Here is a 15,170-nt window from a genome sequence, read left to right on the forward strand (position 1 = left end):
GTCGACAAGGAAAGCCTCATGCGCACAGGGATGCTGGCGCTTGCACTGGGACTGCTCGTCCTGCGTTTTTTACCGGCATTACCGCCGGTCTGGTTGATGCTGGCGATGCCCGTCATCGCCCTGATGCTGTTGCCGTTTCGCACGTATCCGCTGGCGTTCTTCCTTTTGGAGTGACATGGGCCTGCGTGTCGGCCAAATCTGCGCTGGACGATCGACTGCCCGAGCGCCTCAATGGCCAGACGCTCTGGCTGGAGGGTAAGGTCGTCGGCTTGCCGAACACCGTTGATGGGGTGGTGCGGTTTCAGCTGGACGATCCGGTTTCTCGCCGAACACCGTTGCCCGGGCAGTTGCGCATTGCCTGGTACGGCGGCCCTGCCGTGCAAAGCGGCGAGTACTGGCGGCTGGCGGTGAAGCTCAAGCGGCCCGGCGGCCTGGCCAATCCCGGGGCGTTCGACTATCAGGCGTGGCTGTTGGCGCAACGTATCGGCGCGACGGGCACCGTGGTGGATGGCCAGTTGCTCAGGGCGACGACCCACTCGTGGCGGGACACGATTCGTCAGCGCCTGCTGGCCGTGGAAGCTCAGGGTCGGCAGGGCGGTTTGGCCGCGCTGGTGCTGGGCGACGACTCAGGGTTGAGTCCAGCCGATTGGCAAGTGTTGCAAGACACTGGCACGGTCCATTTGCTGGTGATTTCCGGCACGCACATCGGTTTGCTGGCCGGGTTGCTGTATGGGCTGGTGGCGGGGCTCGCGCGATGGGGTGTTTGGCCGCGCTTTCTCCCTTGGTTGCCGTCGGCCTGCGTGCTTGCCTTGAGTGGCGCACTGGCCTATGGGTATCTGGCAGGCTTCGAGGTTCCGGTGCAGCGAGCCTGCGTGATGCTCGGGCTGGTGTTGCTGTGGCGTTTGCGCTTTCGGCACCTGGGTGCGAGTTGGCCGATGCTGATCGCGTTGAATCTGGTGCTGATCGTCGAGCCGTTGATCAGCCTGCGTCCAGGGTTTTGGTTGTCGTTCGTGGCCGTTGGCATTTTGATGATGATCTTTGGCGGACGGCTGGGCGCCTGGCGTTGGTTGCAGAGCTGGTCCCGGGCGCAGTGGCTGATCGCGCTCGGGCTCTTGCCGGTCTTGCTGGCGCTAAGTCTGCCGGTCAGTGTGAGCGGTCCTGTGGTCAATCTGCTCGCGGTGCCGTGGGTCAGCATTTTTATCCTGCCTTTGGCGCTCTTCGGCACGTTCTTTCTGGCCGTTCCGTGGTTAGGCGAGAGTTTGCTCTGGCTGGCGGGCGGTTCGATGAACGCGTTGTTCGTGGTTCTGGCAATCGCGGCCGAGGCGGCCCCGGCATGGACGGGCCCTGCGACGCCGTTCTGGGTGTGGCCGTTGAGCCTGCTGGGCGCGCTGCTGCTTTTATTACCCAACGGCGTGCCATTGCGCGCGTTGGGTTGGCCTCTGTTGCTGCTCTGCGTGTTGGTCCCGCAGAAGCGTATTCCCCAAGGCGAAGTTGAAGTACTGCAACTGGACGTGGGGCAGGGGCTGGCCATTCTGCTGCGCACCCGGGAACACACGCTGCTCTATGACGCCGGACCGCGCTTTGGCGAGTTCGACATCGGCGAGCGCGTGGTCTTGCCCGCCATTCGTCGTGCAGGAATAGGGCATCTGGACATGATGCTGCTCAGTCATGCCGACGCCGATCATGCCGGTGGCGCGCCGGCGATTCATCAGGCCTTGCCCGTGGGCAGGGTTCTGGCGGGCGACGCGGCCCGGATGCCGGCTGAGTTGCCTGTCGAGTCCTGCCGTAACGGTGAAACCTGGACATGGGACGATGTCACGTTTTCCACCTGGATCTGGGAGCAGGCGGCGCAGGGCAATCAGGCATCGTGCGTGCTGCGTGTCGATGCACGGGGCGAGCGTCTGTTGTTGACGGGGGACATCGACGTCCCCGCCGAGCGGGCGATGCTGGAGCAGGGCTTTGACGTTCGCGCGCACTGGCTGCAAGCGCCACATCACGGGAGCCGAAGTTCATCGTCCAAAGCGCTGCTGCAGGCGGTCTCTCCGAAGGGCGTGCTGATCTCCCGGGGCCGGAACAATGCGTTTGGTCATCCGCATCCCCTGGTGATGTCACGCTATCGCTGGTTCGGCATTGAAACCTATGACAGTGCCGAACTGGGTGCTATCACATTGCGATTAGGCAGGTTCGAAGGCGTTGACGCCGAACGTAGGGAAAGACGCTTCTGGCGTGAGTGAATGGTCGGATATTCATCGACGGGTTCGGCGAGCCGACTGCCCTATGTTAGAGTGGCGCCACTTTTTTTCAGGGGGTGGTCGCTGTGTGGGAACTGGTCAAATCTGGTGGCTGGATGATGCTACCGATCATTCTGAGTTCCATCGCCGCCGTCGGAATCATCATCGAGCGTTTGTGGACCCTGCGCGCCAGCCGCATTACGCCACCGCACCTGCTCGGTCAGGTGTGGCGCTGGATTCAGGACAAACAACTGAGCAGCGACAAGCTCAAGGAACTGCGCGCCGATTCGCCGCTGGGTGAGATTCTCGCCGCCGGCCTGGCCAACTCCCGTCACGGTCGCGAGATCATGAAGGAGTGCATCGAGGAAGCCGCCGCCCGGGTGATTCACGAGCTGGAGCGTTACCTCGCCACGCTTGGCACCATCGCCGCCATGGCCCCGCTGCTGGGTCTGCTCGGCACCGTGTTGGGCATGATCGACATCTTCAGTTCGTTCACCAGCACCGGCATGACCGGCAACGCGGGCATGTTGGCCAGCGGTATCGCCAAGGCGCTGATCTGCACGGCGTCCGGCCTGACCGTTGCGATCCCGACCATCTTCTTCCACCGCTACCTGCAAAACCGCGTCGACGAGTTGGTGGTGGGCATGGAGCAGGAAGCGATCAAGCTGGTGGAAGTGGTGCAGGGCGACCGTGACGTGGACCTGACCGACGCCAAGCCTGACCTCAAGGCTGCCGCGCGCGGCGAGGGTCGCAAGAAGTGAAATTCCGCCGCCGCAAGCCTCGGGAGACCATCGACATCAATCTGGTGTCGCTGATCGACGTGGTGTTCATTCTGCTGCTGTTTTTCGTGGTCACCACGACCTTCACCCGCGAAACGCAAATGCGCGTGGACCTGCCGCAGTCGGTCACCGGCGCGTCGGCCGACGATGTCGACAAAAAACACGTCGATATCACGATCAACGCCGAAGGCACCTATTCGGTCAACAACACCCTGTTAGCCGACAGCAAACTGGACACCCTGATCGACGCCTTGCAGAAGGAGTCGGGCGGTGACACCAGCTTGCCGTTGTCCATCAGCGCTGACGGCAAGACGCCTCACCAGTCGGTCATCACCGCGATGGATGCCGCGGGCAAGCTGGGTTTCGCTCACCTGCGCATGACCACCGTCGAGGCCGCCTCGGCTAACTGATGGCACTCACCGATCGCTTGCTTGACGCATGGTACGAAGGCCATCCGGCGCTGACGCTGCTGCGTCCGCTCGAAGCCTTGTACCGCCGCGTCGTCAACAACAAACGCGCGCGTTTCGTGGCCGGGCAGGGCGACATCTACAAAGCCCCTGTGCCCGTGATCGTTGTCGGTAACATTACCGTCGGCGGCACCGGCAAGACGCCGCTGATTCTCTGGATGATCGATTACTGTCGTCGTCGTGGCCTGCGCGTGGGCGTGGTCAGCCGTGGTTATGGCGCCAGACCGCCGCGCCTTCCGTGGCGTGTCACCGCCCGGCAAAGTGCCGAGCAAGCGGGGGACGAGCCCTTGCTGATCGTCAAGCGCACCGGCGTGCCGCTGATGATCGACCCCGATCGTTCGCAGGCAGTGCGCGGATTGCTCGCAGAAGAACCGCTCGACCTGATTCTTTCCGACGATGGCCTGCAGCATTACCGGCTTGATCGGGATCTTGAGCTGGTCCTGGTCGATGCCGCGCGGGGGCTGGGCAATCGCCGTTGCCTGCCGGCCGGTCCCTTGCGTGAACCGGTCGAGCGTCTAGAGAGCGTTGACGCCTTGCTGTACAACGGCGCGAGCGAAGACCGTGACGACGGTTACGCCTTCAGATTGCAGCCAACTGCGCTGGTCAATCTGCTCAGCGGCGAGCATCGCCCCGTGGATCATTTTCCGGCCGGTCAGGCGTTGCACGCGGTGGCGGGTATCGGCAATCCGCAACGTTTCTTCAACACCCTCGAAGGACTACACTGGCGGCCTGTTCCACATGCGTTCGCCGATCACGCCGTGTTCAGTGCACAGGCGCTGGCGTTCACGCCGGTCCTGCCTTTGGTCATGACCGAAAAAGATGCCGTGAAATGTGCAGCCTTCGCGGCCCCCGACTGGTGGTACCTGGCCGTTGAAGCCGTGCCTTCTCCGGCCTTTGTCAGTTGGTTCGATTCGCAGTTAACCCGGCTTTTGCCATGACTCGCTCAGGATTTCTTATGGACACCAAATTGCTCGACATCCTCGCTTGCCCGATCTGCAAAGGTCCGCTCAAGCTCAGCGCCGACAAAACCGAGCTGATCAGCAAGGGTGCCGGCCTGGCTTACCCCATCCGCGACGGCATCCCGGTGATGCTGGAAAGCGAAGCACGCACCCTGACCACTGATGAGCGTCTGGACAAATGACCGCAGCGTTTACCGTTGTTATCCCTGCGCGTTACGGTTCGAGCCGTTTTCCCGGTAAACCGCTGAAAACCATCGCCGGCAAGCCCATGATCCAGCACGTCTGGGAGCAGGCGCGCAAAAGCAGCGCGGAGCGTGTCGTGGTCGCCACTGACGATCAGCGCATTGTCGACGCCTGTCTGGCGTTCGGCGCCGAAGTACTGATGACACGCGACGATCACAATTCAGGCACCGACCGGCTGGCCGAAGTGGCCTCGCTGCTCGGGCTCGCCAACGATGCCATCGTGGTCAACGTCCAGGGCGACGAGCCGATGATCCCGCCCGCCGTGATCGATCAGGTCGCCGACAACCTCGCCGCGCACACAGAAGCGCGCATGTCGACGCTGGCTGAGCCTATCGACGATGTGGCTGCGCTGTTCAATCCGAACGTGGTCAAAGTCTGTTCCGACCTTAATGGCCTGGCGCTGACGTTCAGCCGTGCGCCGCTGCCCTGGGCGCGTGATGCGCTGGCCAGGACCCGTGACGAACTGCCTGAAGGCGTGCCGTACCGCCGACACATCGGCATCTACGCCTACCGCGCCGGTTTCCTGCATGACTTCGTGAGTTGGGGCCCTTGTTGGCTGGAAAACACTGAAAACCTCGAACAGTTGCGAGCTTTGTGGCATGGCGTGCGGATTCACGTCGCTGATGCGGTGGAAGCACCGCCCGCCGGCGTCGACACCGCCGAAGACCTGGAACGCGTCCGGCGTTTGCTGGAGGTTTGACGGTCATGGGGTGTAATGCTCAGGTGCTCTTCGGGCAGGTGGTTGCATGAGCCTGCAGATTCAATCCAACGTTTCGCTCAAACCGTTCAACACCTTTGGTGTCGATGTACGGGCTCGACTGTTTGCCGAAGCTCATAACGACAGTGATGTCCGGGAGGCGCTGGCGTACTCGGCAGCGCACAAGGTTGAACTGCTGGTCATCGGCGGCGGCAGCAACCTGCTGTTGAGCGGGGATCTCGACGCGCTGGTGCTGCGCATGGCCAGCCGGGGCATTCGCATCACGCATGAAGACTGTGGCGCTGCGATCATCGAGGCTGAAGCGGGAGAGCCCTGGCATCCGTTCGTCCAGGAGATGCTGGCGCGCGGTCTGTCGGGGGTGGAAAACCTCAGCCTCATCCCGGGCACGGTCGGTGCTGCACCGATGCAGAACATCGGCGCGTATGGCGTTGAACTGAAAGACGTGTTCCACAGCCTTGTGGCCCTGGATCGTGAAAGCGGTGAGCTGCGCGAGTTTTCCCTGGCGGACTGCGCGTTCGGTTACCGCGACAGCGTGTTCAAGCACCAGACCGGTCGCTGGTTGATTCTTCGGGTGCGCTTCAAGCTCAGCTTCGCCGCCCGATTACACCTGGATTACGGCCCGGTGCGTCAGCGTCTTCAGGAGCAGGGCATCCAGGCGCCGACGCCGATGCACGTCAGTCGGGCGATTTGTGAGATTCGCAGTGAAAAGCTGCCCGACCCGACTGTGCTGGGCAATGCCGGCAGCTTCTTCAAGAATCCGATCGTTTGCGCTGAGCTCGCCGAGCGTATCAAGCAGACGCATCCGGGGCTGGTGGCGTATCCACAGCCTGACGGCCAGGTAAAGCTTGCGGCAGGCTGGCTCATTGAGCAGGCAGGCTGGAAAGGCTTTCGTGAAGGCGACGCGGGGGTTCATGCGCTGCAGTCGCTGGTGCTGGTCAACTACGGCTCGGCCTCGGGGCTGGACCTTCTGACCCTGGCGCAGCGGATTCAAGCCGACATCCTCGAACGTTTCGGTGTGACGCTGGAGATGGAACCCAACCTCTATTGAGGGTTGTTCCGCGTCCTCTCTCGTTTGTTTCAAAACCCATTACACTTCAGCCTTTCACGAGGCTGAAGTGATGGCGTGCCCTTTGCATTTCCGATGCGAGACACTTCAATTCGAGGTTACGCATGAGTGACACCGTGTGCGCCGTCGTCCTGGCGGCAGGACTTGGCAGCCGTTATCGGCAGATCGCCGGTGCCCATCGCAACAAATTGCTGGCGCAATGCACGGGCTATGACGGTATTGAGCGCTCGGTCTTAGAGCACGTGCTCGTGGGGCTCAAGCCTTTCGTCGACAAGATTGTGCTGCTGACCCGCCCTCAGTATTGCAGCGTCGCCGAACTGGGGTTGCAGTACGGCTGCGAGGTTGTGGTGCTGGAGTCCCCAGGCATGGGCGACAGCATTGCCGCGGCCGTAGCAGCAGAGCCTGATCATCGGGGCTGGTTGATTGTTCTTGGGGACATGCCGTTCATCCATGCGGATACCCTCAAGCGGGTGGTCAATTCGCTGGAGGACGACGCTATCAGTGTGCCTGTCCGAGAGGGCGCGTTCGGCCATCCTGTCGGGTTCGGACGAGGGTTTGGTCCCGCACTGAGGTCTCTGGCGGGGGAGAAGGGGGCCAAGCGGCTGTTTAAGGGCGCCAGGGTCATTGAGCTGTCGGTTGAAGATCCCGGTGTCCTTTGGGATGTGGACGTGCCTGCGGCGCTGGATTTCAAATCGTAGAAAACGGTGGTTCAGGATCTGCAGACCCTACTAAGCCCGATTCGCGCGCATAAAAAAGCCCCGCTTGCTTCGCAACAGGCGGGGCTTTTCATTCACTGAAGATTACACGAGCGGCTTAGGCTCTTTGCTTTCTTCCAACATTTCACCGTGCTCGGTCACCACTTCCTTCGTGCTGACGTGCTCGTCAACCACCGGGGCAGGGCTCGCGATGGCTTCGACAGCAACAGGTGCTGGCTCGGCAACGACTGGCGCTTGAGGCGCAGCGCTTGCAGTGGCTTCAGCTTCCTTCTGCAGGCGCTCAGCCTCCAGGCGACGACGGCGAACTTCACGAGGATCGTTCGGCGCGCGGCCGGTGCTGGCCATCGGCAGTGCTGGCTTTTCAGCTGCGACGGGTGTCGGAGATGGAGCCGGTTCGACCGCCACTGGCGCGGCAACGATTTCCGGAGCGGCCAGTTCAGCCGGTGCAGCCACAGGTTCGGCAACCACTGGTTTCTCGACCACCGGCTTCTCAATCACCGGTTCAGCGGCTTTCGGCGCTTCGACCGGTGCAGCAGCTGCAGCGACAGGTGCCTCAACGACCGGTGCCGGAGCAGGCGCTTCAACAACGGCATGTGCTTCAACTTCTGCCGGGGTTTCGACCGACTCAGCCTGAGCGGCGGCTTTCACCTGACGTTCGAACGGGCTCAGAGAGGCGTCGAATTGCGCGACTTCAACTTCCGGCATGATCGAACGTTTGGCGGGCGCCGTCGATGCTTCCACGGCTGGAGCCTCGACGACAGGCGCTTCGGCCTTCTCGACAGGCGCGGCTTCAACAGCGGGCGCTTCGACAGCGGCGTTTGCACGTTCAGCCTGACGGTGAGCGTCGGCTTCGGCCGGGGCGCTGATCACGCTTTCTGCCACGGCGGCGGTCACGGCCAGACCCGCAGCGATTTCGCTGCTGTTGCCTTCGCTGCGAACGGTGTCGTCACCGGCTTCGGCCTGGTGCTCTTCGCTGCCTTCAATCACATCGCCGTTGGCGTCACGCTGACGCTCACGACGGTTGCTGCGACGACGCTGGCCACGGGAGCGACGGCGAGGGCGATCGCCTTCAGCGTGTTCCTGACCGTTTTCGTCCTGCTGTTCTTCGTTGCTCAACAGTGCTTCGTCTTCAACCGCTGCCGCGGCCTGCTCGGCACGTGGTTGACGTTCTTCACGCGGCGCACGTGGTTGACGCTCTTCGCGCGGTGCGCGCTCAGGACGTTCTTCGCGTGGCACGTTGACAGCCGGTGCGGCATCCAGTGGCTCACGCAGTTCACGTACGCGCTCTTCGCGCGGCTTGCGGTCTTCACGCTGAGCACGAGGCTGGCGCTCTTCACGTGGTGCGCGTGCCGGACGTTCTTCACGTGGAGCTGCCGTTTCGTCACGGGCTTCGCGTGACTCGCGCGGTGCGCGCTCTTCACGAGGGGCGCGTTCTTCACGCGGCGCACGCTCTTCGCGTGGAGCGCGTTCTTCACGCTCTGCACGAGGGGCGCGTTCTTCGCGAGGCTTGCGCTCTTCGTCGCGGCGACCGTTACGGCTGCGGCTCTGCTGACGACCGTTGCGACGCTCTTCGTTGCGGGCTGGACGCTCTGCAGCCGGTTTTTCAACCACGGCGGCCGGTGCGACAGGCTCTTCCTTGGTGGCGAACAGGCTGACCAGCGATTTCACCAGGCCTTTGAACAGGCTTGGCTCGTGGGCAACAGGTGCTGGCGCTGCCGGTGCGGCGACTTCGGCAGGAACCGGAGCATTGGCGCGTGCCGGTGCGGTCTTGACCGCGGCTTCCTGGCGAACCAGGGTCCGGGTTGCTGCTGTCGGCTGGACTTCTTCCACTTCGGCGGCGGCCGCAGCGATTTCGTAGCTGGACTGCAGGCTGTGGGCTTCCGGGCTGTCATCACGCAGGCGCTGAACTTCGAAGTGCGGCGTCTCGAGATGATCGTTCGGCAGGATGATGATGCGTGCGCGGGTGCGCAGTTCGATCTTGGTGATCGAGTTGCGTTTTTCGTTGAGCAGGAACGCAGCAACCGGGATCGGCACTTGGGCGCGGACTTCGGCGGTGCGGTCTTTCAGGGCTTCTTCTTCGATCAGGCGCAGGATCGCCAGCGACAGGGATTCGACGTCACGGATGATGCCGGTGCCGTTGCAGCGTGGGCAGACTATGCCGCTGCTTTCGCCCAGCGATGGTCGCAGGCGCTGACGGGACATTTCCAGCAGGCCGAAGCGCGAAATGCGACCGACCTGAACGCGGGCACGGTCGGCTTCCAGGCTTTCGCGGACTTTTTCTTCCACGGCGCGCTGGTTCTTGGCCGGCGTCATGTCGATGAAGTCGATGACGATCAGGCCGCCGATGTCGCGCAGACGCAGTTGACGGGCGATTTCTTCAGCCGCTTCAAGGTTGGTCTGCAGGGCGGTTTCTTCGATGTCGCTGCCTTTGGTGGCGCGTGCCGAGTTGATGTCGATGGACACCAGGGCTTCGGTCGGATCGATGACGATGGAGCCGCCGGAAGGCAGTTCGACGACGCGCTGGAAGGCGGTTTCGATCTGGCTTTCGATCTGGAAACGGTTGAACAGCGGAACGCTGTCTTCGTACAGCTTGATCTTGCTGGCGTACTGCGGCATCACCTGGCGGATGAAGGTCAGGGCTTCTTCCTGGGCTTCGACGCTGTCGATCAGGACTTCACCGATGTCCTGGCGCAGGTAATCGCGGATCGCGCGGATGATGACGTTGCTTTCCTGGTAGATCAGGAACGGCGCGGCACGATCCAGGGACGCTTCCTTGATGGCGGTCCACAGTTGCAGCAGGTAGTCGAGGTCCCACTGCATTTCTTCGCTGCTGCGGCCAAGGCCGGCAGTGCGCACGATCAGGCCCATGTCGGCCGGGGCGATCAAGCCGTTGAGGGCTTCACGCAGTTCGTTGCGCTCTTCGCCTTCGATGCGGCGGGAGATACCACCGGCGCGCGGGTTGTTCGGCATCAGCACCAGGTAACGACCGGCCAGGCTGATGAACGTGGTCAGGGCGGCGCCCTTGTTGCCACGCTCTTCTTTCTCGACCTGAACGATGACTTCCTGGCCTTCGCTCAGGACGTCCTTGATGTTGACGCGACCTTCCGGGGACTTCTTGAAGTATTCGCGGGAGATTTCTTTCAGCGGCAGAAAGCCGTGACGCTCAGAGCCGAAGTCGACAAACGCGGCTTCAAGGCTGGGTTCGATGCGCGTGATCCGGCCTTTATAGATGTTGGCCTTCTTCTGTTCGCGGGCCCCGGATTCGATGTCCAGGTCGTATAGGCGCTGGCCGTCTACCAGCGCAACACGCAACTCTTCAGGTTGAGTCGCGTTAATCAGCATTCTTTTCATGTAGTACCGTCGGTTTCCGGGCTGCCGGAAACGGCGTTCGGCACACACGACTTCTCACGGTCGGTGTCAGGGCGCGTCAGGAGTGCTTGGACACTCCAGTGTCTAGCGATATTCGGCCAGCGGGGCCGTAGTCGCGACGACGTTTCCTGCTTGCTGTGGTGACAAATGACACCCTGTCAGCAAAAGCTTGGTCAGGAGGAGGAATCAACCATCGGTAGCGGACGATATGAAGCGTCTTGAATAAAGCCTTTTGCTACACAGTCCGACGGTTGTGCGTCTCCACCCCACACGTATCCCTGATAATTCGGGTGCTGCCGCGCGCTGAATCCGCAGCGGGTTTGCATTTACGCGATCTTCGATGGGAAGTTCACGCGTCATGGCTCAAATTAAGGCTTCGGTTTCCGAAGCATTCGCCCGGTGTGTCTGCCAGCGACTGCACTTTGTGAACTGGCCTTGAACATGGGCCTCGATGGCGAGTGATTCACTCTGCGATCGGGCTTGTTTCAGGCCTCATGTCACCTGCGCTCGTTACGCTTGCTGACGCTCCGTTGTCACCGAAAGCCCCGTAGGGCGGCCTCGCGCCCTCGTGAATTGCGTTGGGCAGGGCCGGCTGTCATACCGTTTGTCCGCTGTCCAGGCCGCTTTTGGCGGCGTTCGCGACTATAGCAGCAATCATTAAGTGCTTCAAATCCATAAAAAATTGTTATGATTTGCGCCATGACGAATATCACCCCCCCAACCCCCGGCGTTCAGCTGGTAGAGGTTGCGCCGGAACTTGCCGGTCAACGCATCGATAATTTTCTGATCACGTACCTCAAGGGCGTCCCCAAGACCTTGATTTACCGCATATTGCGCAAAGGCGAAGTGCGAGTGAACAAAGGCCGGATCAAGCCCGAGTACAAGCTTCAGGCAGGCGACATCGTGCGCGTTCCACCCGTTCGGGTGCCTGAACGTGACGAGCCTGTGCCCGTCGCGCAAGGTCTGTTACAGCGCCTGGAAGCGGCAATCGTTTACGAAGACAAAGGCCTCATTGTCCTGAACAAGCCTGCTGGCATCGCGGTTCACGGCGGCAGCGGCCTGAGTTTCGGCGTCATCGAAGCCTTTCGTCAGTTACGCCCCGATGCCAAGGAGCTGGAACTGGTCCACCGCCTTGATCGCGACACTTCCGGTCTGCTCATGATCGCCAAGAAGCGCAGCATGTTGCGTCACCTGCACGAGCAGTTGCGGGGCGATGGCGTCGACAAGCGGTACATGGCACTCGTTCGAGGTCATTGGGCAACGTCGCAGAAGCAGGTGCGTGCGCCCTTGCTCAAGAGCAACCTGCGCTCGGGCGAGCGCATGGTTGAGGTGAACGAAGAGGGCAAGGAGGCGCTGACGCTGTTCAAGGTGCTGCGCCGCTTCGGTGACTTCGCGACGATGGTGGAGGCGCGCCCGATCACCGGTCGTACTCACCAGATTCGTGTGCACGCCCTGCATGCTGGCCATTGCATTGCGGGTGACAGCAAGTATGGCGACGAGGACTTTTCTCGCGAAATTCGTGATTTGGGCGGCAAGCGTCTGTTCCTGCATGCTTATGCCCTGACCGTGCCGCTGCCGGATGGCGGCGAGCTGAAAGTGGAAGCGCCCGTTGATGAAATGTGGGCCAAGACCGTGGAGCGTTTGCTGAGTGCGCCGTGATTACGAGCTGCTGATTTTTGACTGGGACGGCACGCTGTCCGACTCCATCGGTCGCATCGTCGAGGCCATGCGGGCCGCAGCCGAGTTGTCCGGCCGACCGGTGCGGGACGACCTGGCGATCAAAGGCATTATTGGCCTGGGGTTGCCGGAGGCGATTCGCACGCTGTACCCCGACATCACTGCCAATGACCTGATCGATTTTCGTCAGCGCTACGCAGACAGTTACATGGCCATGGATGTCGAACCCTCGAAGTTGTTCGACGGTGTGCATGAGTCGCTGGAGGCCTTCCGCTCCGAGGGTTACCGGCTGGCGGTGGCGACCGGCAAGGCGCGTCGCGGCCTGGACCGTGTGCTCAAGGCCCATGGCTGGATAGATTACTTCGATGCGACTCGGGCCGCCGACGAGACGGCGAGCAAGCCTGACCCTCTGATGCTCAACGAAATCCTGCAGCACTGCGGCGTGCCGCCTGAAAAGGCGCTGATGATTGGCGATGCGTCGTTCGATCTGCTGATGGCGCGTAACGCCGGCATGGATTGCGTAGCCGTGGGGTACGGTGCGCAGGCGCTGGATTCGTTGCTTCAGTATGAGCCACGTCTGGCGATCGAGCATTTTTCCGAATTGCGTACCTGGTTGGGTGCGCGGACTGCCGAATCTTCGTTGTTGGGGTAATTGATCTATGTCGGATGAATGGAAAGCACCGTCCTCGCAAGAGGGTGACGGCGAGCGCAAGGCCGATGCAAAGAGCTGGCAGTTGTTGGAAAAGACTTTGCTGGCCAGTGTTCAGGAGCAACGTCGCGCCCGTCGTTGGGGCATTTTTTTCAAATCCCTGACCTTTCTTTACCTGTTTGTAATGCTGGCGCTGTTTTCGCCGCTGATGGATTTCGGTAAAGGCGCATCGCGCACGACCAGTCACACTGCGTTGATCGAGGTGAAGGGCATGATCGCCGACACCGAGGCTGCCAGCGCCGACAACATTGTGGGCAGCCTGCGGTCCGCCTTCGAGGACGAAAAAACCAAAGGCGTGATCCTGCGCATCAACAGTCCCGGTGGCAGCCCGGTTCAGTCGGGCTACATCTATGACGAGATTCGCCGTCTGCGTGCGCAGAAGCCGAACATCAAGGTCTATGCGGTCATTACCGACCTCGGGGCTTCGGGCGCTTACTACATCGCCAGCGCTGCCGATCAGATTTACGCCGACAAGGCGAGCCTGGTGGGTTCCATCGGTGTCACAGCGGCCGGCTTCGGTTTTGTCGGCACCATGGAAAAGCTGGGGGTGGACCGCCGCACCTACACTTCGGGTGAGCACAAGGCGTTCCTCGATCCTTTCCAGCCACCGAAGCCCGACGAGACGGCCTTCTGGCAGGGCGTGCTGGACACGACGCACAAACAGTTCATTGCCAGTGTGAAAGCGGGGCGCGGCGACCGCTTGAAGGACAAAGACCATCCTGAGCTGTTCTCCGGTCTGGTATGGACGGGTGAGCAGGCTGTCGCGTTGGGCCTTGTGGACGGTTTGGGCAGTGCCAGTTATGTCGCGCGTGAGGTGATCGGCGAGAAGGAGATGGTCGACTACACCGTGCAGGAGTCGCCGTTTGATCGTTTCTCGAAGAAGCTGGGTTCAAGCGTCGCCGAACAGATCGCAATGTGGGCCGGGTTCAACGGTCCTTCACTGCGCTAAAGGCTCCCGACAACAGAAAACCCGGCCATTGGTCGGGTTTTTTTATCGCGCAAGATTTGCATCGGTCAGGGGATTTCGATGCCTTCTGCGGTGAGCATGTCGACCAGCCTTATTAAAGGCAGGCCGATCAGGCTGGTGGCGTCCGGGCCTTCAGTGCTGCGGAACAGGCTGACGCCCAAGCCTTCGGCCTTGAAGCTGCCCGCGCAGTCGTACGGCTGCTCGGCGTGCAGGTAGCGGCTGATGCGTGGCGGGCTGAGTTCACGCATGTGGACAGTAAACGGCACGCAGTCGACCTGGCACTGCCCTGTCTGGCTGTTGTACAGCGCCAGTCCGGTCAGGAAGCTCACACTTTTGCCGCTGCTCGCGCTGAGCTGTTCCAGGGCGCGCTCAAAGGTGTGCGGCTTGCCGAGAATCTGCTCGCCCAGCACCGCCACCTGATCCGAGCCGATGATCAGATGGTCGGGATATTTCGCTGCCAGGGCTCGGGCTTTTTCCTGTGCCAGGCGCTTTACCAGCATTATGGCGGACTCGTGCGGGTGATGGCTTTCGTCGATATCCGGCGACGCGCAGACGAACGGCAGGCGCAGGCGTTCGAGCAATTCCCGGCGATAAGGCGAGCTGGAAGCGAGGAGCAAAGGCAGCATGGGGTTCTCCAAAACATGAAAGTCGAGTGTAATCAGCGGGTCAGGTTGCGAACAGCCCTGAATTTCCTTTGACAGTCGAGGACCTCGTCCCTAGAATGCTGCGCCTATGTTGAATGACCCGATTCCACCTCACGTTGACCCGCGCAAATTAGCTGATCGTGGCACTACTCTTCAGGGAGAGATGCTGCTGGCTGATTTGGAGAGACTCTGCGACCCGCTTGCTGACAATCTCGGTACAGTGCAGGCGAAATTCGTTTTTGAACGAGACGAACAGCGCGCTGTGGTTATCCACAGCGAGATCGACGTCGAAGTCAAAATGGTTTGCCAGCGTTGTCTTGAGCTGGTCACCTTTCCGATCCACAGCGAATGCAGTTACGCCGTGGTGAAGGAGGGTGCAAACACCCAGTCGTTGCCGAAAGGCTATGACGTGCTGGAACTCGGCGAAGATCCATTGGATTTGCTGGCGTTGATCGAGGATGAGCTTTTGCTCGCCTTGCCCATTGTGCCAACTCATGATCCGAAAGAATGCCAGCAGCCGGCGGGCCTCGATGAGCCCGAGCCGAGCGTGGACGAGGTAACGCGGTCCAACCCGTTCAGTGTATTGGCGCAGTTAAAGCGTGACCCAAACGTTTAGGAGTTAATC

At 61.3% G+C, this 15,170-nt stretch carries 13 protein-coding genes and 1 pseudogene; 12 read left to right on the plus strand and 2 right to left on the minus strand.

The window, feature by feature from the left end; translation table 11 throughout:
• The first annotated feature begins 18 nt into the window (after window positions 1-18).
• From AB4N84_RS18960 to AB4N84_RS18995, 8 genes and pseudogenes are all read left to right on the plus strand, one after another.
• A pseudogene (locus AB4N84_RS18960) lies at window positions 19-2,234 on the plus strand (DNA internalization-related competence protein ComEC/Rec2).
• 83 nt (window positions 2,235-2,317) lie between these two features.
• Window positions 2,318-2,992: a MotA/TolQ/ExbB proton channel family protein gene (locus AB4N84_RS18965; protein WP_074757729.1), complete on the plus strand. Its 675-nt coding sequence runs from the start codon at window positions 2,318-2,320 to the stop codon at window positions 2,990-2,992.
• Window positions 2,989-3,420 (plus strand): ExbD/TolR family protein, encoded by a 432-nt coding sequence (locus AB4N84_RS18970; RefSeq protein WP_074757731.1) that lies wholly within the window; start codon window positions 2,989-2,991, stop codon window positions 3,418-3,420. Before AB4N84_RS18965 ends, AB4N84_RS18970 begins: the two co-directional genes overlap by 4 nt.
• The gene (lpxK, locus tag AB4N84_RS18975; RefSeq protein ID WP_460042633.1) at window positions 3,420-4,415 is read left to right on the plus strand and encodes a tetraacyldisaccharide 4'-kinase; all 996 of its coding nucleotides are present in this window, start codon (window positions 3,420-3,422) and stop codon (window positions 4,413-4,415) included. Before AB4N84_RS18970 ends, lpxK begins: the two co-directional genes overlap by 1 nt.
• A 17-nt stretch (window positions 4,416-4,432) precedes the next feature.
• Window positions 4,433-4,618, plus strand: a complete 186-nt coding sequence (locus tag AB4N84_RS18980; protein ID WP_003174668.1) for a Trm112 family protein — start codon at window positions 4,433-4,435, stop codon at window positions 4,616-4,618.
• Window positions 4,615-5,379: a 3-deoxy-manno-octulosonate cytidylyltransferase gene (gene kdsB, locus AB4N84_RS18985; RefSeq protein WP_074757735.1), complete on the plus strand. Its 765-nt coding sequence runs from the start codon at window positions 4,615-4,617 to the stop codon at window positions 5,377-5,379. Before AB4N84_RS18980 ends, kdsB begins: the two co-directional genes overlap by 4 nt.
• Before the next feature lie 46 nt (window positions 5,380-5,425).
• Window positions 5,426-6,445, plus strand: a complete 1,020-nt coding sequence (gene murB, locus AB4N84_RS18990) for a UDP-N-acetylmuramate dehydrogenase (protein WP_460042634.1) — start codon at window positions 5,426-5,428, stop codon at window positions 6,443-6,445.
• A gap of 122 nt (window positions 6,446-6,567) precedes the next feature.
• Window positions 6,568-7,161 (plus strand): nucleotidyltransferase family protein, encoded by a 594-nt coding sequence (locus AB4N84_RS18995; protein WP_074757739.1) that lies wholly within the window; start codon window positions 6,568-6,570, stop codon window positions 7,159-7,161.
• 102 nt (window positions 7,162-7,263) lie between these two features.
• Here the strand turns inward: AB4N84_RS18995 and rne are convergent, their stop codons facing one another.
• Window positions 7,264-10,530, minus strand: a complete 3,267-nt coding sequence (gene rne, locus AB4N84_RS19000; protein ID WP_460042636.1) for a ribonuclease E — start codon at window positions 10,528-10,530, stop codon at window positions 7,264-7,266.
• A gap of 717 nt (window positions 10,531-11,247) precedes the next feature.
• On the opposite strand from rne, the gene rluC reads away from it, so the two are divergent.
• The 3 genes from rluC to sppA are packed head-to-tail and all read left to right on the plus strand — an operon-like array spanning window position 11,248 to window position 13,883.
• Window positions 11,248-12,207, plus strand: a complete 960-nt coding sequence (rluC, locus tag AB4N84_RS19005) for a 23S rRNA pseudouridine(955/2504/2580) synthase RluC (protein ID WP_074757743.1) — start codon at window positions 11,248-11,250, stop codon at window positions 12,205-12,207.
• Window positions 12,197-12,877 carry an HAD-IA family hydrolase gene (locus tag AB4N84_RS19010; RefSeq protein ID WP_074757745.1) on the plus strand — a complete coding sequence of 227 codons (681 nt, stop codon included), beginning with the start codon at window positions 12,197-12,199 and terminating at the stop codon, window positions 12,875-12,877. Before rluC ends, AB4N84_RS19010 begins: the two co-directional genes overlap by 11 nt.
• A gap of 7 nt (window positions 12,878-12,884) precedes the next feature.
• Window positions 12,885-13,883, plus strand: a complete 999-nt coding sequence (gene sppA / locus AB4N84_RS19015) for a signal peptide peptidase SppA (RefSeq protein ID WP_074757747.1) — start codon at window positions 12,885-12,887, stop codon at window positions 13,881-13,883.
• 65 nt (window positions 13,884-13,948) lie between these two features.
• Here sppA and AB4N84_RS19020 read toward each other — a convergent pair whose 3' ends face one another.
• On the minus strand, window positions 13,949-14,527 hold the full coding sequence (locus AB4N84_RS19020; protein ID WP_460042637.1) for a Maf family protein: 579 nt from the start codon (window positions 14,525-14,527) through the stop codon (window positions 13,949-13,951).
• A 106-nt stretch (window positions 14,528-14,633) separates the two neighbouring features.
• Here AB4N84_RS19020 and AB4N84_RS19025 point away from each other — a divergent pair, with 106 nt between their 5' ends.
• Window positions 14,634-15,161, plus strand: a complete 528-nt coding sequence (locus tag AB4N84_RS19025; protein ID WP_074757751.1) for a YceD family protein — start codon at window positions 14,634-14,636, stop codon at window positions 15,159-15,161.
• Window positions 15,162-15,170: the final 9 nt, after the last annotated feature.

This window comes from Pseudomonas sp. S2_H01, from assembly GCF_054668305.1.